Genomic DNA, 17774 nt, shown 5'->3' with positions numbered 1-17774 from the left:
AGGCCCCGCTGAATCCAGTACAGTCATGCGATCTGCGTGCCGTCACCTTCGAGTGGCGGCACGCGCGCCTTCATTTTTCAAAAGGGGGAGCTCGCATGCCGGCATCCACCACGGACGCGGCCTTGGCCGCGGCCAGCGCGGTCGTTAACGCCGCCACCCAGGACGTGTCGCGGCGTCCTGAGATTCATTCCTTCTTTGACGAAGACACCTATACGGTCAGCCATATCGTCGTCGATACGAAGACCAACACCTGCGCCATCATCGACAGCGTGCTGGACTACGACGCGGCCAGCGGGCGCACGTCGACCCGCAGCGTCGAACGCTTGATCGATTTCGTGCAGGAGCGGGGCCTGCACGTCGAGTGGGTGCTGGAAACGCATGTCCATGCCGATCATCTCTCCGCCGCGCCCTTGCTGAATCAGCGCCTGGGCGGCCGCCTTGCCATCAGCGCGCACATCAGCATCGTCCAGGACGTCTTCGGAAAAGTCTTCAACGCCGGCACGGACTTCGCGCGAGACGGCAGCCAGTTCGATCATTTGTTCGCCGATGGCGAGGAATTTTCCGTTGGCCAACTGCAAGCAGTGGGACTGCACGTGCCAGGGCACACGCCCGCTTGCATGGCCTATGTGATCGGTGACGCGGTTTTCGTCGGCGACACCTTGTTCATGCCGGACTACGGCACCGCGCGTTGCGATTTTCCGGGCGGCGACGCGGCGGTGCTGTATCGCTCCATCCGTCGGCTGATGGCCTTGCCGAATGTCACGCGGGTGTTCCTGTGCCACGACTACAAGGCGCCCGGCCGCGACCGCTATGTGTGGGAAACGACCATCGCGGCTCAGCGTCAGGGCAATCTGCACGTCCATGAAGGCGTGTCCGAACAGGATTTCGTGGCCTTGCGCGAGCAGCGCGACGCGGCCTTGTCCATGCCACGCCTGATCCTGCCTTCGGTACAGGTCAATATGCGCGGCGGCAAACTGCCGGAGCCGGAAGCCAACGGCGTGCGGTATCTGAAGATTCCCGTGAATGCCATGTGATCCGGTCTGATTATCATCCCGGCGCCGGAACTGCCCCGGATGAGCAGGCCAGGCGCGTTAGTTGCGAAAGAACGCGCGACTAACGGGAGATCATCATGAGCAAGAACAAGGAAGGCAAGAAAGAGGACAAGCACAAGGGCGACCGCAAACAGGCGGAGGCCACCGCCGGCAAGCAGCAGCGCATCCAGCAAGAGCAGGATAAGCGTGACCAGGCGGCGGCGGGGTCTTCCGGGGCCAAGAAAGAGCAGGCAATGCAGGCGGGGCAACGGGACTACCCCGAGCCGCCCTTGCCGGACCAGCGTATCGGCAAGCCCGGCCTGGAAGCGGATATGGAGGTGCGCCCGGCGTTTTCGGCGCCAGGCTATCGCGGCAGCGCCAAGCTGGATGGCTACTCCACCATCGTCACGGGCGGCGACTCGGGCATCGGCCGGGCCGTGGCCATTCTGTTTGCCAGGGAAGGGGCCGACGTCGCCATCGTGTATCTCAACGAGCACGAGGACGCGGAGGCAACGAAACGCTGCGTCGAAGCCGAAGGCAAGCGCTGCGTCCTGATCCCGGGCGACGTGAAGGATCCCAAGTTCTGCCGCAAGGCAGTTGAAACAACGCTGCGCGAGTTCGGCAAGCTCGACGTCCTGGTAAACAACGCGGCCTTCCAGGAACACGCGGGGTCCATCGAGGATATTTCCGAAGAACGCTTCGACGAGACCCTGCGTACCAACGTCTACGGCTACTTCCACATGGCCAAGGCAGCTGTGCCGCACCTGAAGGAGGGCGGCAGCATCGTCAACAGCGGGTCGGTGACCGGCTTGCGCGGCAGTGGCGGCCTGATCGACTACTCGACCACGAAGGGGGCGATCCATGCTTTCACGATGTCGCTGGCGAGCAGTCTGGCGCCCCGAGGCATACGCGTGAACGCAGTGGCGCCGGGCCCCGTGTGGACGCCGTTCAATCCAGGCGACAAGCCGCCCAAGGAGTTGAAGGAATTCGGCGCCAAGACGCTCATGGGACGGCCCGCGCAACCGGAAGAGCTGTCGCCGGCCTACGTGTTCCTGGCCGCCCCGGCCTGCGCTAGCTACATCACGGGCATGATCCTGCCGGTTACGGGCAGTCCGGGTTGAAGGCGTGCTTGCCTTCCTCTTCGACCAGGGTGAGTGTCCCATCGTGATACAGCACCACGCGCCCCAGCCAGGCGGGATCGACCAGAGGCAGCACGGCGGATGGTTTGCGCAGTTCACGCAACAAGGTCGACCCATGCGACAGCCGGCCGCCCATGCGGGCAATCACGGCGCGCGCCGACTGATAGTGCGCATACAGGCCCGGCTCCAGCGTATCCACCAGCAGAATGTCCTCGCCCAGGGTGCCTTGCACCCGGCCTGGGTAGATCATGAAGCCGTCAGCCTGCTCGGTGCTCGCGCGCCCGTCCTGCCAGAAACTGCCTTGACGGTCGCGGCTGTCCTCATGCGGAGCAAACCAGTTCGCGCGGTCGGCAGCGGGCATGGCGTGATGCAAACGAAAGGTCACGCGCATCAGGTTGTCGCGGTACCACTCCCGCACCTGCAGGTAGTAGCCGCGCATGCCGGGCAGTCCCGCGCCATGCGCAAGCCTGATGGCCGTCGACCAGCGCGGGAAATCCTGAAGCGATAGTTCTTCCAGTTCCGGCCGTGGCGACGCGGGGTCCGCTTCATAGGGCACCCGGTGCGGACTGCGGGCCAGGTCGCCATATGCAGTGGGCGGACGGCCCAGCGTGTCGCCGCCGCTGCTGGCCAGCGCCGTGGCGATGCACAGATTGCCCTGCACGACGAAGACATAGAAGCGCGTGAACCAGTCGGCCAGTTGCTGGCCGTCTGCGCCTTGGGCGATCAAGGCGCGCAGCGCGTCGTCGTGGCGGCGCAAGCCGGCTTCCAGCGTGTAGAGATGCGCGCGGGCGCGGCGCTGCATGCGCAAGAACAAGGGCAGCGAACGCAGCAGCCGCAGCGGGCGCCACGGCAGGCGCGGCGCCGATCCGCCTATCTCCGCCACATAGCCGCGTGAAGACACCCCCCATTCCGCCATGCGCGCCAGGAACAGATCGCTGTTGATATAGGACGCGCCGCCGAACGTCGCGGTGAAAGGTTCGTTGTCAGCCAGCACGCGGGTGTCCCAACGCGCCATGATCGCGGGGATGCTGGCCGCCGCGCGCCGTTGCGCATATTCCGTCAGGCGGCTGGGCCGTGGCGGCAGGATTTCGCCGATATTGGCCGAGGTCAGGTTGCGGCGCCAGGGATAGCCGGTGACAGGACGATATTGGAGCAGCCACAGCTGGCGTCCATCCCACGCCCACTCGATATCGCCGTGCACATAATGGAAGGTCCGCAGCACGTCCTGGAGAAAGCGCCAGAGCGCATCCTGCGTCAACCCGTGCGCGTTGATGAACGAGCCTTCGCGCCAGGCGTCGCCCAGTGGGGACAACACCGCCCGATTGGGTGTGGCCGTGCCGTCAGCCAGGCCTTCAAGGTGACCTTGTACCCACTCCAGTTCGACGGCGATATGCCGCACGAAAGCAATGCCGGACAGTACCGGTTCGACATAAAGCTGTACGACGGCCTCTTCGACATGGCTGGCGCGTAAATCGGCGATGCGCGCCGCGACGTCCGCCGTGGCCACACGCAGGTAGGTCGTATGCAGGCCGGCATTGGCGGCATCGGCCTGGTCCTCCGTATGACTGGACGAGCGGACTGCCCAGACGGCTTCCGGATGCTCGGCGAGCAAACCGGGCAGGCGCGGGTCGGCCGCCTCCGTCACCGTCAGCGCGGGCGGTACGGGCAGGCCTGCGAACGCCGCCAGGCGCAGGCGTCCGCCCTTGGTGTGGGCGACGAAGCCGCGCGTTTGCGCCGCCGGCCCTGACTCCAGCCATTCCGCGAACGCCTGCGGCGCGTCGATCCAGGGGTAGTGCCCCCAGCCCGGTTGCAGGCTGATGGTCAGATCCGCCCGTGCCAGGATGGCGGACCACGCCGCAGCCTGCGTCACGCCCAGCATCCGGTCTTGGTCGCCCCATACCAATTCGATGGGGTCGCGCACCCATTCCAGCAGGGTCAAGGCGGTATCCGCGCGCACCAGATCCCAATGCGGCACAAACGCACGGCAACGTGCGTAGCCCCGCCCCATGCGCCGATATTGTTCGTCGGTCCAGCGTTGGCGCGAGAACTTGCGCGCGAACAGCGTGGGCCAATGCGACAGAAGATGGTGGATGGTCCTGCGCAGCGGCATGGGCGCCATCAAGGCGGGCAGGCGCCGCTGCCAGAGGAAAGCGCCCACGGGCGCCAACAGCACCGTCCGGGAAAAATGCCCCGGTTGCAGCTGCAAGGCATGCAGGACCAGCAAGGCATTGACGCCAACCGCCACGATGGCGTGACCCCGTTCGGTCATGGACAGCAGGGCGCGGGCGTAGTCGGCAAGATCGACACAGGGCGGCAGCGGGTTGTCGCCGAAGCCGGGCAGTTCCAGCGGCCGGACGTCATGGTGCTGGAAGCAGGGCAGCACGTCGTCCCACCAATCGGCGGCGCTGCCATTGCCGGCCAGCAGGTAGAGGACGGAATCAGTCATGGCCGACCAGCGATGCGCGACGCGTCTGGCTGGCCGCGGCGTGGTCGTGTCGGTACAGATAGACCAGTGGCGGCAACAAGACCAGTACGGCGGCGCCATCGATCCAGGCGTTCAGGGTGATGCCGGAGGTCAGCGAAAGAAAGATGTCCTGCGGTGCCCACAGCAGCACGCCGGCCATCATGCCCTGCCACGCGATCGGGGCACGCATCGTGTTGCCGACGTGTACCAGCACCAGCATGAAGATGGAGTAACTCTGAAGGGTGGCGCCGAACAAGGACAGCCACCAGACCTGCACGTCGCGGACGTGCAGGGGCGCCGCGTCAGGCCAGAAGGCGTGTTCGATGCGGGCCAGGTAGGCGGCCGCTGGGGCGAGGTGCCCGCCCCAGGTAAGAAACAGACTGACGACCAGATGACCCAGCGCGACGGCATACAGCCAGGTAACCATTGCGCGCCGTGGAAAGAACGATGAGTGCGACATGAGACAGCGTGACCGTCATCTTGGTGTGGATGAGCGGGAGTGTACCTTTTGGCGACGCTGTCCCAAATGTCGGTGCTGCTAGGTTTTTAAGCCGCGAACCCACCGTCTATCGTCAGGTTCGCGCCGGTCACGAAGCCTGCATCGGGTCCTGCCAGATACGCCACCATGCCGGCGATTTCTTCGGGCTGCGCGTGCCGTTGCAGCGCCATCAGGCCGTGCAGCATTTGCGCGAATTCGCCGGTTTCCGGATTCATGTCGGTGTTGGTCGGGCCGGGCTGGACGTTGTTCACCGTGATGCGGCGCGGTCCCAGATCGCGGGCCATGCCGCGCACCAGGCCTTGCAGGGCCGACTTGCTCATGGCGTAGGCAGCGCCACCGGGGAAGGGCATGCGGTCGGCGTTGACGCTGCCGATATTGATGATACGGCCGCCGTCATTCATGCGGGGTAGGGCGGCCTGCGCCGCGATGAACACCGCGCGGACGTTCAGGTCCAAGGTGCGGTCGAACTCTTCCAGGGTCAGCGTTTCGATCGATCCCAAGGCCAGCACGCCGGCGTTATTGACCAGGATGTCGAGCGGACCGAAGGCGTCCGTCGTCTGGGCCAAGGCACGCACGACCGCGGCGGGGTCCGCGGCGTCTGCCTGCAGGGCCAGCGCGCGGCCGCCGGCGGCCTTGATCTCGTCGGCGAGCGCCTTGGCCTGGTCGGCCGAGCCGCGATAGGTGAAGGCCACGGCAGCGCCATCATCGGCCAGGCGCCGCACGATGGCCGCGCCAATGCCGCGACCGCCGCCGGTGACGAAGGCCGTCTTGCCGGCCAGCTTGGCCGAGGTGGAGGAAACCTGCGAGTTCGAAGTCTGGGTGTTCATGATGTAGGACCTTTTTTGGCGTGGCGTTCAGTGTGGAACGCGTTGAGCTACGAAGTTTTGGGATTGCTGTGACGACGGAGCCAGTATTCCCTGTCCTATCGATTCCAAATAGTCCTGAATCGGTTGTATCATCTTCAACTATTGGTTGAAAATGGCCTGCTCCAAGGTTTGGGACACGCGTTTTAGGACAAGATATGGAAGCCCTGAATCTCCTCGAATCCTTCATCCGCAGCGCCCAGGTGGGCAGCTTCTCGGCGGCGGCGCGCAGCCTGGGGCTGACACCGGCCGCCGTCAGCAAGAACGTGGCGCGGCTGGAGGCGGAACTGGGACTGCGGCTGTTCCATCGCAGCACCCGCAAACTGGCGCTGACGGAGGAGGGCGAGCAGTTCTTTGAAAACGCCGCCACGCCCTATGCGACGCTGCGCGATGCATTCGCCCACGCGGCGCAGCGCGACGGCAAACCGTCGGGCGTGTTGCGGGTGACGGTGGGCCTGGGTTTCGGCAATGAATACATCGTGCCTTTGCTGGGCGACTTCCTGGCTCGCTACCCGGCCATCATTCCAGACTGGCATTTCGAGAACCGCGCGGTCGACCTGGTGGGCGAGGGTTACGACGCGGCCATCGCGGGTGGCATAGAACTGACGGAAGGCGTGGTGGCGCGCAAATTGGCGACGGCCTACATCATCGCGGTGGCGTCGCCCGCCTACATGGCGGGCCGTGCCATGCCGGAACACCCGTCCGATCTGGCGGGCCTGGACGGCATCGCACGACGCTCGGGACCTACCGGACGCTTGCGTGCGTGGACGTTGCGCAATGGCGCCGGACAGGAGGCGCCCGCCGAGCCCAGCGTGCGCATGATTTTCGATGACCCTGAAGCCATGGCGCGAGCTGCCTTGCTGGGCTACGGCGTGGCGCTGCTGCCGACGCCCCACGCGGCCCGTTGGGTAGCCAGTGGCGCCTTGATCCGCTTGCTGCCGGATTGGTCCGCCGAGTTGGGCGCCTTGTCCATCTACTACCCGAACAAGAAGCTGGTCCCTTTGAAGACGCGCGCCTTCATCGATTTCGTGGTCGAAGCGTTCCGAAAAAAGCGCCTGGCCGCACTGTTCGATCCCCGGTGAGCCTTATGTGTCCCGAATGGTCCTGAATGAAGTGGCGATTTTTGCAGATCGTAATACGTCAGGTTCAAGGCCCGGTGATACAGTTTCCTACTGGCTGGATCAAGGCGGCGACTCTTGTCGACAATCCTGCCCATGAGCAACTGAATGTCAAGGATCTCAAGACCGATGAATCAGGTTTCGTCAGCTCCTTCCACCGCCCAGGATGATGCGCCGTTTTTCCTGGCCGGCGGGGGGGAAATGGGAGCGTTGATCCGCGGTCATGACTGGTCCGGCACGCAACTGGGCGCACCGGCGCAATGGCCGCAGAGCCTGAAGACCGCCATACGCATCATGCTGACTTCGCGCCAGCCCATCTGGATCGGCTGGGGCAGCGATCTCATCTTTTTCTACAACGACTCCTATAAGAGCATCATCGGCGGCAAACATCCCGCGTCGCTGGGACAGCCGACCATCGTCGTGTGGCAGGAAATCTGGGAAGACATCGGTCCGCTGCTGGACACAGCCATGTCGGGCACCGAAGGCATCTACGTCCAGAACAAATTCCTGCTGATGGAGCGCAACGGGTATCCCGAGGAAACCTATTACACCTTCTCCTACAGCCCGATCCCGAGTGACGAGGGGGGAGTAGGCGGCATCATCTGCGCCAACAGCGACGATACGGCGACGGTGGTGGGAGAACGGCAGGTGCGGCTGCTGCGCGAGTTGGCCGGCGTTGCCACGCAGGCGCATAGTTGGGACGACGCCTGCCAACTGTCCGTCAAGGCGCTGGCGCTGAATCCGCAGGACCTGCCGTTCGCGCTGCTCTACGTGGCGGAACCCGAAAGCGACGACGTGAAGCTGGTGGGGACTTGCGGCTTCGACGTCGACGGTGCTGGAGCGGGCAAGCATGCGGCCGCTCCAGCGGAACTGACGGCCGGCGAGACGGCGGCCATGCAGGTCGGCCAGGTTGGCCAGGCCGGCTGGCAGGGCACATGGCCGGTTTCCGCCGTGTTGCGGCGTCAGGACGCCCTGATCCTGGACGACTTGGCGCGACGCTTTCCCACGGATATCGCCTCTGGCACCGCAACGGCTGCCAATCTGCCGCGCGGCGGCTGGCGCGATACGCCCACCCGCGCCATTCTGCTGCCGATCGCTCCAGCCGGGGACACCGGCCGGGCCGGCGTCCTGATTGTTGGTTTGAACCCCTATCGCCTGCTCGACGAGGGCTACCGCGGCTTTCTCAATCTGGCCGCCGGCCAGATCAGCGCGGCCATCGCGCACGCGCACGCCTATGAAGAGGAGCGCCGGCGCAGCGAGGCCCTGGCCGAGATCGACCGTGCGAAGACCACGTTCTTCTCGAACATCAGCCACGAATTTCGTACGCCCCTGACCCTGATGCTGGGACCTCTGGAAGAAATGCTGCAAAAGGCGCCCGCGCGTGGCGGGCAGCGTCCGCTTCTGGAATTGACCTACCGAAACGGCCTGCGCCTGCTCAAGCTGGTCAACAGCCTGCTGGATTTTTCCCGCATCGAGGCCGGCCGGGTGCAGGCCAGGTACGAAGCGACCGATCTGGCCGCGCTGACGACCGAACTGGCTTCCTTGTTCCGATCCGCTACGGAGAAAGCTGGCCTGTCGTTGGTGGTCGATTGTCCCGCCTTGACCGAACCGGTCTACGTGGATCGGGATATGTGGGAAAAGATTGTCCTGAATCTTCTGTCGAACGCCTTCAAGTTCACCTTCGAGGGGCACATCCGCATCACGCTGGCGCGCTCGCCGGATGGCAATGACGCGCGCATGTCCGTCAGCGACACCGGGATCGGGATAGCGGAAGAGGAGTTGCCGCACGTGTTCACCCGTTTCCGCCGGGTGAGCGGCGCGGTCGGGCGCAGCATCGAGGGCAGCGGCATCGGCCTGGCGCTGGTGCAGGAGCTCGTGCGTCTGCAAGGCGGCACCATCGCTGCCGAGAGTGTGTTCGGCAAGGGCACCACGTTCATCGTGACGCTGCCCTTGGGCACGGCCCACCTGCCGGCCGACACGGTGATCGGAAACACGCCGCGGGCCGGAACCAGCGTGGCCGCCCAGGCCTTCATCGCGGATGCCATCCGCTGGGTGCCCGACGATGAGGAGGAGCAGGGACCCGTGCCCGCGTTGTCGTCGGTGCTCGACTCGGCCGGGGCGGAGCAGGCCGTGCAGGCCGAAGAAGTTCTGGTGGTGGACGACAACGCCGACTTGCGCGATTACGTGGGCCGCATCCTGAAGAGCGCCGGTTACCGGGTCACGGTGGCCATGAATGGCTACGAAGGCCTGGCCGCGGCGCGCATGCACGCGCCGGGCCTGATCCTGTCGGACATCATGATGCCCGGCCTGGATGGCTTCGGCTTGCTAAGCGCGGTGCGCGCGGATAGTGATCTGCGCGAGGTGCCGGTCCTGCTGATGTCCGCGCGCGCCGGCGAGGAATCGCGCGTAGAGGGCCTGAGCGCGGGCGCCGACGACTACCTGACCAAGCCTTTTTCGGCGCGCGAACTGCTGGCGCGCGTCGCAAGCAACCTGCAGATGTACCGCTTGCGCCAGGATACCGCCCGCCGCCTGCGTCAAGATGCGCGCGCGCTTGAGGCGGAGATATCCCAGCGGGCGCTGGCGGAAGGTGCCTTGCGCCAGTTGAACGATACGCTGGAAGCACGCGTGAGCGAGGCCGTGGCGGAGCGCGACCGGCTGTGGGAATTGAGCGAGGATCTGCTGGCCGTGGGTGACTTCAACGGCAAGCTTTTGCGCGTCAGTCCGTCCTGGACGCGCCGGCTGGGTCACCCGCTTGAACAGCTGCGATCCGGCCATCACGCGGCATTGGTCCATCCCGACGATCAGGCGGCGGCATGGGGCGCCATCCGCGCGCTGCGTGAGCACGGCCGGCCGGTGTCATACGAAGGCCGGATGCGGACAGCGGAGGACGGGTGGCGCTGGATTGCATGGACGTTTTCCGCCGATCTTGAACGCAAGGCCGTGCACGGCGTGGGACGCGATGTCACCGCGGACAAGGAAGCGGCTGAAGCACTGCGCCAGGCCGATGAAGCCTTGCGCATGGCGCAGAAGATGGAAGCCGTGGGCAAGCTCACGGGCGGCGTCGCGCATGATTTCAACAATCTGCTGCAAGTCGTGGGCGGGAATCTGCAATTGCTGGCGCGCGAGGTGCGAGGCAGTGAGCGGGCGGAAAAACGGGTGCGCAACGCACTGGACGGCGTGGCGCGCGGCGCCAAGTTGGCGTCCCAATTGTTGGCATTTGGACGACGCCAGCCCTTGGCGCCCAAGGTAGTCAATTTGGGACGCTTCGTCCGTGGCCTGGACGACATGCTGCGGCGCGCACTTGGCGATGGCGTCGAGATCGAGACCATCGTCTCGGGTGGGCTATGGAACACGCTGGCCGATCCCTACCAGGTCGAGAATGCCCTGCTCAATCTGGCCATCAATGCCCGCGACGCGATGGACGGACACGGCAAATTGACCATAGAACTGGGCAATACGGTGCTGGACGACGAGTACGTCGCGCGCAATGCGGACGTCAAGCGGGGCCAGTACGTGATGGTGGCGGTAACGGACACCGGCAGCGGTATGAGCAGCGACATCCTGGAGCAGGTGTTCGAGCCGTTCTTCACCACCAAGCCGGAGGGCAGGGGTACCGGCCTGGGGCTGAGCATGGTGTACGGTTTCATCAAGCAGTCCAACGGCCACATCAAGATTTATAGCGAACCAGGCCATGGCACCACGGTTCGGCTCTATCTTCCGCGCGAACGGCAGGAAGAGGATATCGTTGCCGACGTCGACTCGGGCCCGATCGCCGGGGGGACTGAAACCATACTCGCGGTCGAGGATGACGAGGATGTGCGCGCCACGGTGGTGGATCTGCTGACCGAACTGGGCTACCGCGTGTTGCGCGCCAAGGATGCGCAGAGCGCCCTGGCCATCGTCGAAAGCGGCGTGGCCATCGATTTGCTGTTCAGCGATGTCGTCATGCCCGGCCCGCTGCGCAGCCCGGAACTGGCGCGCAAGACGCGCCAGCGCCTGCCCAATGTGGCGGTGCTCTTCACGTCGGGCTATACCGAGAACGCCTTCATGCGGGATGGCCGGCTCGACGAAGGGATAGAGTTGCTCAGCAAACCCTATACGCGCGAAGCCATGGCGCAGAAGATCCGTCACGTATTGCACAGTCAGCAGCTGCGCAATGCGGCGCGGGAGGCGGGCGCCTGAGCGGTGGCGCTCGCGCACAGCCGCCCGTTTCAACCGGCGCTAATCCTGCTGCGCGACAGCATCCGACCAGGGTGAAGTGATTTCCGTTGCGCCGAAATGCCGGCCCTGGCTGGCCATGACGGCCGATGGAAACGCGTAGGCGTAGGGATACAAGGTGGCCTGCGTGCGCACAGTCGGAAATGCCGCCTGCAAGGCGTCGATCACCGCCGGCGCCAGTTTGCTGTTGGCGATGACCATGCCGCCGCCGCTCATGTCGATGCGCGGTTGCCGGAAGGCGTCTTCCAGGGTCATGCCGTAGTCGTTCAGGAATACCGACAACTGAAGCACCGATCCCATGATCTTGCGGCCGCCCGAGGCGCCCACGGCGTAGCGATCGCCCGCGGCGGTTTCGCCGACTACCGGGCACACGTTCATCAGGCATTTCTTGCCCGGCGCCAGCGAATTGGGACGGCCGGGCTCGGGGTCGAACCACATGATGCCGTTGTTCATCAGCAGGCCCGTCGACGGGGATACCACCTTGGAGCCGAACGCGGACAGCAGGGTCTGGGTGACGGCAACCATATTCCCATGGCGATCGACCACGGAGAAATGGCTGGTGCAGGCGGGCGCCGTGGGCGAATCCAGGTCGCCCATTTGCGTCAGGCGCTGCTTGAAGGAATGGTCCAGGGCCCGGGCCATGGCGACATAAGCCTCCGCGCCCGGCAGGTCGCGTCCCGCCACGGGGGCCTGCAAGGCGGCTTGCAGATCCTGCAATGCCACCTGCAGACTGGGACCCGCGGTGTGCCCCGGTGGGGCATGAACCCGCGCCCCGCGATAGGCGATGGTCAGGGGATCTTGCAGTTTCGCGGCGTAGTTGCGCAAATCCTGGGACGTAAGGTAGCCACCCTTGTCCTGGATATCACGCGAGAGGGCCTGCGCAATGTCGCCGGTATAGAACGCTGCCGGCCCTTCGTCCGCCAGATGGCTGAGGGTCTGCAGCAGTTTGCCCTGGTTGAGGCGGCGCTCCGCCAAGGCGGTCCAGCCGCCGACGATGGGCCATTTCCCTTCGTCGAGGAACAGGGCGGCCGCATCGGGGTCCATGGACAATTCGCGCGCGCAGGACGAGATCAGCAGGCCGGCGTACCAGTCGACCAACAAGCCTTGCTTGGCCATGCCGACCGCCGGGGTCAGCACGTCGCGCCAGGGCAAACGGCCGAAGCGGTCATGCGCCAGGCCCATGCCGGCAACCGTGCCGGGGACTGCGATGGCCTTGGGGCCGCGCACGTTGCGATCCTCGAGCACCGCCGGCCAGCCGAAGAATTCGCTGCGGGGAGCCATGGGATCAAGGGGGTAAGCCGACGGGTCGAGGCTCGCCGGCGCATGCATGCCGAAATTGACGGCGTAGGCGCGTTGTTCGTCGGCGCGCCAGATCATCATGGCACCGCCGCCGCCGGCGCCGCTCATCCAGGGTTCGGCCACGCCCAGCGCAAATGAGGTGGCAACCGCCGCGTCGACCGCGTCACCGCCGGCGTCGAGCACCGCCACCCCAGCCAGGGCCGCGCGCCGGCTCTGCGAGGCAACGATGCCGCCGCGGCTCTCGACCATGGGCTTGTCGACGACCTGACTGCGTGAAAGATTCTCGGAACTCGCGGCGACGGCGGGGATTTTCGATTTGTCCATGAGCTTCGCTCCAGGCGGGTAAGCGGGGGCTTGCGACGGCTGCTTAGATCGTGACGGGCACGGGGCCGCAGGATCCGCGCACGGTGATGTCTTGGCGAGGCAGGGCGTGTACCACCGCTGACTGTTTCCCCTGTTCAATCATATCCAGCAAATAGGAAGCGGCGGCGCGTCCCAGATCAATGAAAGGATAGCTGACCGCGGTCACCGGCGGCGTCAACATGTCGGCGACAAAAGTGTCCAGCAGCGCCAGCACGGACATCTGGGCAGGCACCGCGATACCGGCGCGCGACAGCACAGCCAGGATGCCGGCCGCCACCCCGACGTTCGCGGCGCATACCGCCGTCGGCCTGGATTTCGTGGTGCCTTTGATTTTCAGTAGTTGGGACATGGCCGATTCGGCTTGCGGGCGGCCGTAGTCGCATTCCACCACCAGCGACGGATCGAATTCCAGGCCTGCCTGCGCCAGGCCCGCCTTATAGCCTTCCAGCCGGGTGCGGCCCGTGTAGTGCTCGAACGGACCGCTGACATAGGCGATGCAGCGGTGGCCCAGGCCGGCCAGGTAGCGGACCGCGTCGCGCGTCCCATGCCGGTAATCGACCATCACTTTGGGATCGTCGGCGCCGCGGTCGCGATTGACCAGCACATAGGGAATATTCCAGCGCCCGGGATCGAAGGCGGGCGCGGTTTGCAGTGTCGTGACCAGCAGGCCGTCGACCTGGTTGTCTTCGACCAGGCGGGCATACAGATCCTGGTCCGGGAAGTCTTTGTCCGCGTAGGCGATCAGCAGGGAGTAGCCGCGTTCGACCGCGACGCGTTGGGCGCCGCGAATGATGGCGCCGAACACCGGGTTGTCGACCTCCGGTATGACCAGGCCTACGGAGAAAGACTTGCGGGCCTGCAGGCTGCGGGCACGGGTGTTCGGCCTATACGACAACTCGCGGGCCAGATCCAGCACGCGTTCGCGGGTTTCAGGCCGGATGGAAAGCGATTTTTCACCAATCAGGATGCGCGATACCGTGGACGTCGCCACGCCGGCCCTTGCGGCGATATCAGCGAGCGTGGCACGCCGTTGGGACGCGTCCTGATTACCCTTCATAGTGGCTTCCTGGCGAACCGGTCGACCGAGGGGACGGAGGACAGGAGTTTTTGCGTATAGGGATGGCGGGGATGGTCCACCACGGCAGCGGCGCTCCCTTCCTCCACGATCTTGCCTTTATACATGACGCAGATACGATCCGCGATATGAGACACGACGGCCAGATCATGGGAGATGAAGAGATAGGAAACACCCAGTTGATCACGCAGGTCACTCAGAAGATTCAGGATCGACGCCTGCACCGACACGTCCAGCGCGGACACCGCTTCGTCGCAAACGATAAAGCGCGGCTTGGTCGCCAGGGCGCGGGCTATGCCGATACGCTGCTTTTCGCCACCACTCATTTGATGAGGATAGCGATCCGCGTAGTGCGGCCCCAGGCGTACCAGGTCGAGCAAAGCCAGCACCTGGCGCTGCGCCTCGGCCGCTGTCGTGGTCACGCCGAACAGCTGCATGGGGCGCGCCAGTATCTCGCGAACCGTCTTGCGCGGATTGAGCGATGAGTCCGGGTTCTGGAACACCATCTGCGCATCCTTCAGGATGCTGCGCCGGATCCTGGCGTCCGCGGTGACCAGATTCCTGCCGTCGATGCGAATCTGGCCGGCGGTGGGATGGATCAGGTCGATCAGGCAACGGCCCAGGGTGGTCTTGCCACAACCGCTCTCGCCGACCAGCCCGACCACTTCGCCGGCACCGACGGTCAGCGAGACGCCGTCGACGGCGTTAAAAACCCTGGCCTGTTCCGCTGTACCGCGGGGACGGCCGCCCAGCAGGCGGGGCAAACGCAGGCGCCAGCCCCCCGTGTCGAAAGCCCGCTCCAGGCATTCCACCGTGACCATGGGCCGACCTCCAGCGACGGCTGCGGCGGGGTCGGATCTTGCCGCGGTGATGGCGCCGGCAGGGGTGGGGGCCGCTACGGACTCGACCTCGGGCCAGGACAATCCCGCCAGGTCTTTTGCCCGCCAACAGAGGGCGGCATGATCAGGTGCCTGCATCTCCATGGTCTGCGTCATGGTGCACTGCGGTCCCTGCACGAACGCGCAGCGGTCCGAGAAGACACATCCTTTGGGACGCGCCGACGGGTGCGGCAGGCGGCCAGGTATCGGCACCAGCCGCTTACGCCGCTCGCCCAGCTGCGGAAGGGCGGCCAGCAGCCCCTTGGTATATGGGTGGCGCGGATCGGCCAGGACCTCACCGGTAGGACCATGTTCCAGGACTTCTCCCGCATACAGGACGCATACCTCATCGCATATCCTGGCAATCACGCCCAGATTGTGGCTGATGAACAGCATGGACAGCTTGCGGGTGACCCGCAATTGGGCAAGCAGATCCAGGATCTGGGACTCAACGGTCACATCCAGGGCGGTGGTCGGCTCGTCCAGGATCAGCAGTTCGGGGTCCGACGCCAACGCCGCCGCGATGAGGGCGCGCTGTTTCATGCCCCCGGACAGCTGGTGCGGATAGCTGCGCATCATTTTCTCGGGGTCGGCGATGCCCACCTCGCGCAGCAGGCGCAGGCATTCCGCATCGGCATCGGCTGCGCTGAAACCCCGGTTTACCACCAGCGGCTCACGGATCTGTTGCCCTACCAATAAAGACGGGTTGAGGCTGGTGAAGGGATCCTGGAAGACGATGCTGATGACGCTGGCGCGCAGCTTGCGCCGTTCGTCTTCCGACATCGCATAGATGTCCTGGCCCTTGAACAGAATGGTGCCCGCGCGAATATGCGCCTCTTTGTCGGGCAAGCCCAGCGCGGCCAGCGCCACGGTGCTCTTGCCGGAACCCGACTCGCCCACCAGGCCGACCGCGCGCCCGGGTTCGATATCGACGCTGACGTTGCGCAGCGCCTGGATGGGCGCCGCGCCACCGACGAAATCGATACAGAGATCGCGGATCGACAACAAGGGGCTGCTCATGCTCTGCTCCGGTGCAGGCGGGGATCGAGGCGTTCGCGCAGACCGTCGCCGATGAGATTGATGGCCATCACGGTGATGCACAGGGCGATGCCCGGGGCGCAGGCGATCCAGGGGGCTGACGCGATGAAGGGGCGGGCCTCGGCTATCATCAGCCCCCAGTCCGATGCGGGCGGCTGCACGCCCAGACCCAGGAAGCTGAGCGCCGCGCCCAGCAGGATCGCGAACGTGACGCGCAGGGAGGACTCGACGATGATGGCCGGCCAGGCATTGGGCAGGATTTCGGAAAACAGGATGTAGGTATTACGCTCGGCGCGCGCCCTGGCCGACTGCACGTATTCCTCGCCGCAGACTTCCAGGGTGACACTGCGTGTCAGCCGCACCATGATAGGCACGTAGACCAGGCCGACGGCAAGCGTGGTCTTCCACAGGCTGGGACTGGTGATGGAAAGGATCAACAAACCCAGGATGACCGGCGGCACCGATATCATCACGTCGACGGCGCGCATGATGAGATCATCCACTTGGCCTTTGAAATAGCCGGCCGACAAGCCCAGCGGCACGCCGATCAGGATGCTGAACAGCGTGGCACCGAAACCCATGGTAAGCGAGGAACGAGCGCCATTGAGCAGGCGGCTCAGAACGTCGCGGCCGAATTCGTCGGTGCCCAGCCAATGGGCCGCGCTGGGAGCTGCCAGACGCTGCTCCAGCGACGTGGCGTCCATCGGGTAAGGCGAGATGCCGGGACCGATCACGGCAACCAGGACCACGAGCAGCAGCAGTCCCAGACCGACATGCAAGCCGGTGATCTTGCGGGGACCGCGCGGCTCACGCATGGCTGGCGTTGCCGTAGCGGATCTTGGGATTGAGGAAGGCATAGAGCAGGTCCGCCGTGAGGTTGGCCAAGGCATACACGAAGGTCACCACCATCATGCACGCCTGCAGCAAGGGCAGGTCCATATGCTGGATGGCGTACAACAGGGTCCGGCCCAGGCCGGGATAGGAAAAAATGGATTCGGCTACCACCACGCCGCCCATCAGCACGCCCACGTCGATGGCCAGGACGGTAATGGCCGGCAGCAAGGCGTTGCGCAAGGCATGGTGGCGCACCACCCGGCGCTCGGAAAATCCGCGCGCCCGTGCGACCCGGATGTACTGGCTGTTCATCACATCGATCACGCTGGAGCGCGTCAAGCGGGAGACATGCGCGATCAATCCGGTCACCAGCGTGAAGACCGGCAGGATCAGATGGCGCAGCCAGTTCCAGAAACCGTCGTCCAGACTGGCATACCCGGTGGCGGGCAGAATGCGCAGATAGCCGGCGAACAGCATGATCACCACGATCGCCCAGAAGAACTCGGGTATCGCGATGTTGACGTAGGTGACCATGGAAATGGCCTGGTCCGACCTGGACCCGCGTCGGATGCCGGTATAGACGCCCAGCCCGATGCCGATGAGGGCCACCAGAACGATGGAGATGCCTGCCAGCAACGCGGACCGGCCCACCGCGCCCCGGATCACCTCGGCCACCGGCTGATTCATGGACAGGGACTCGCCCATGTCCCCGTGCAGCATGGCGGACGCCCAGCGCAGATATTGCACGTACCAGGGATCGTTCAATCCCATCTGCGATTCCAGCGTGGCAATGTCCTGCGGCGACGCGAAGTCGCCCAGGATCAGGTGCGCGATATTGCCCGGCATGATCTGGGTGATCAAGAAAATCAGCAGAGACATGACTGCCACGATGACAATCACGTGCAGCAGCCGCTTGATGACGTATTCCAGCATCACCTTCCCCTTGTTTTCCTAT

Annotated in this window: 13 protein-coding genes; 5 read left to right on the top strand and 8 right to left on the bottom strand. The window is 65.0% G+C overall.

Translation table 11 applies throughout. From position 1 onward, the window contains the following. Positions 1-95 precede the first annotated feature (95 nt). Positions 96-1034 carry an MBL fold metallo-hydrolase gene (locus ASB57_RS08065; RefSeq protein ID WP_057651758.1) on the top strand — a complete coding sequence of 313 codons (939 nt, stop codon included), beginning with the start codon at positions 96-98 and terminating at the stop codon, positions 1032-1034. A 95-nt stretch (positions 1035-1129) separates the two neighbouring features. Then, entirely contained in the window at positions 1130-2152 is a 1023-nt protein-coding gene (locus ASB57_RS08060) for an SDR family oxidoreductase (RefSeq protein ID WP_057651757.1), read from the top strand. Here the strand turns inward: ASB57_RS08060 and ASB57_RS08055 are convergent. From ASB57_RS08055 to ASB57_RS08045, 3 genes are all read right to left on the bottom strand, one after another. Continuing rightward, the gene (locus ASB57_RS08055) at positions 2133-4616 is read right to left on the bottom strand and encodes a PEP-utilizing enzyme (protein ID WP_057651756.1); all 2484 of its coding nucleotides are present in this window, start codon (positions 4614-4616) and stop codon (positions 2133-2135) included. The two genes, ASB57_RS08060 and ASB57_RS08055, sit on opposite strands and share 20 nt — an antisense overlap. Then, positions 4609-5061, bottom strand: coding sequence for a cell division protein (locus ASB57_RS08050; protein WP_197424993.1), 453 nt, complete (start codon positions 5059-5061; stop codon positions 4609-4611). Before ASB57_RS08050 ends, ASB57_RS08055 begins: the two co-directional genes overlap by 8 nt. Before the next feature lie 119 nt (positions 5062-5180). Continuing rightward, a complete protein-coding gene (locus ASB57_RS08045; protein ID WP_057651754.1) occupies positions 5181-5960 on the bottom strand; it encodes an SDR family oxidoreductase in 780 nt (259 codons plus the stop codon). Positions 5961-6154: 194 nt separating this feature from the next. Between ASB57_RS08045 and ASB57_RS08040 the strand changes: the two genes are divergently transcribed. From ASB57_RS08040 to ASB57_RS08035, 3 genes are read left to right on the top strand one after another with little or no spacing between them, the layout of a single operon-like run. Then, positions 6155-7078 (top strand): LysR family transcriptional regulator, encoded by a 924-nt coding sequence (locus ASB57_RS08040; protein ID WP_057651753.1) that lies wholly within the window; start codon positions 6155-6157, stop codon positions 7076-7078. Positions 7079-7104: 26 nt separating this feature from the next. Then, positions 7105-7284 (top strand): hypothetical protein, encoded by a 180-nt coding sequence (locus tag ASB57_RS30965; RefSeq protein ID WP_156414092.1) that lies wholly within the window; start codon positions 7105-7107, stop codon positions 7282-7284. Positions 7285-7315: 31 nt separating this feature from the next. After that, complete coding sequence (locus ASB57_RS08035; RefSeq protein WP_156414091.1) at positions 7316-11296, top strand: ATP-binding protein; 3981 nt, start codon at positions 7316-7318, stop codon at positions 11294-11296. A gap of 39 nt (positions 11297-11335) precedes the next feature. On the opposite strand, the gene ASB57_RS08030 is transcribed toward ASB57_RS08035, so the two are convergent. The 5 genes from ASB57_RS08030 to ASB57_RS08010 are packed head-to-tail and all read right to left on the bottom strand — an operon-like array spanning position 11336 to position 17752. Next, positions 11336-12955 carry a gamma-glutamyltransferase gene (locus tag ASB57_RS08030; RefSeq protein WP_057651751.1) on the bottom strand — a complete coding sequence of 540 codons (1620 nt, stop codon included), beginning with the start codon at positions 12953-12955 and terminating at the stop codon, positions 11336-11338. A gap of 43 nt (positions 12956-12998) precedes the next feature. Continuing rightward, complete coding sequence (locus tag ASB57_RS08025; protein ID WP_057651750.1) at positions 12999-14051, bottom strand: LacI family DNA-binding transcriptional regulator; 1053 nt, start codon at positions 14049-14051, stop codon at positions 12999-13001. Further along, a complete protein-coding gene (locus ASB57_RS08020; RefSeq protein WP_057651749.1) occupies positions 14048-15967 on the bottom strand; it encodes an ABC transporter ATP-binding protein in 1920 nt (639 codons plus the stop codon). The genes ASB57_RS08025 and ASB57_RS08020 overlap by 4 nt, the downstream gene beginning before the upstream one ends. Continuing rightward, entirely contained in the window at positions 15964-16800 is an 837-nt protein-coding gene (locus tag ASB57_RS08015; protein WP_057651748.1) for an ABC transporter permease, read from the bottom strand. Before ASB57_RS08015 ends, ASB57_RS08020 begins: the two co-directional genes overlap by 4 nt. Next, positions 16793-17752: an ABC transporter permease gene (locus ASB57_RS08010; RefSeq protein WP_057651747.1), complete on the bottom strand. Its 960-nt coding sequence runs from the start codon at positions 17750-17752 to the stop codon at positions 16793-16795. Before ASB57_RS08010 ends, ASB57_RS08015 begins: the two co-directional genes overlap by 8 nt. Positions 17753-17774: the final 22 nt, after the last annotated feature.

It is taken from the genome of Bordetella sp. N (assembly GCF_001433395.1).
Classification (GTDB): Bacteria; Pseudomonadota; Gammaproteobacteria; order Burkholderiales; family Burkholderiaceae_B; genus Bordetella_C.
This window is presented reverse-complemented; position numbering and strand designations above follow the sequence as displayed.

Excerpts from the sequence above, each read along its gene's own strand:
- ASB57_RS08065 (WP_057651758.1), top strand. The coding sequence starts at position 96 with ATGCCGGCATCCACCACGGACGCGGCCTTGGCCGCGGCCAGCGCGGTC.
- ASB57_RS08060 (WP_057651757.1), top strand. The coding sequence starts at position 1,130 with ATGAGCAAGAACAAGGAAGGCAAGAAAGAGGACAAGCACAAGGGCGAC.
- ASB57_RS08055 (WP_057651756.1), bottom strand. The coding sequence starts at position 4,616 with ATGACTGATTCCGTCCTCTACCTGCTGGCCGGCAATGGCAGCGCCGCC.
- ASB57_RS08050 (WP_197424993.1), bottom strand. The coding sequence starts at position 5,061 with ATGGTTACCTGGCTGTATGCCGTCGCGCTGGGTCATCTGGTCGTCAGT.
- ASB57_RS08045 (WP_057651754.1), bottom strand. The coding sequence starts at position 5,960 with ATGAACACCCAGACTTCGAACTCGCAGGTTTCCTCCACCTCGGCCAAG.
- ASB57_RS08040 (WP_057651753.1), top strand. The coding sequence starts at position 6,155 with ATGGAAGCCCTGAATCTCCTCGAATCCTTCATCCGCAGCGCCCAGGTG.
- ASB57_RS30965 (WP_156414092.1), top strand. The coding sequence starts at position 7,105 with ATGAAGTGGCGATTTTTGCAGATCGTAATACGTCAGGTTCAAGGCCCG.
- ASB57_RS08035 (WP_156414091.1), top strand. The coding sequence starts at position 7,316 with ATGGGAGCGTTGATCCGCGGTCATGACTGGTCCGGCACGCAACTGGGC.
- ASB57_RS08030 (WP_057651751.1), bottom strand. The coding sequence starts at position 12,955 with ATGGACAAATCGAAAATCCCCGCCGTCGCCGCGAGTTCCGAGAATCTT.
- ASB57_RS08025 (WP_057651750.1), bottom strand. The coding sequence starts at position 14,051 with ATGAAGGGTAATCAGGACGCGTCCCAACGGCGTGCCACGCTCGCTGAT.
- ASB57_RS08020 (WP_057651749.1), bottom strand. The coding sequence starts at position 15,967 with ATGAGCAGCCCCTTGTTGTCGATCCGCGATCTCTGTATCGATTTCGTC.
- ASB57_RS08015 (WP_057651748.1), bottom strand. The coding sequence starts at position 16,800 with ATGCGTGAGCCGCGCGGTCCCCGCAAGATCACCGGCTTGCATGTCGGT.
- ASB57_RS08010 (WP_057651747.1), bottom strand. The coding sequence starts at position 17,752 with ATGCTGGAATACGTCATCAAGCGGCTGCTGCACGTGATTGTCATCGTG.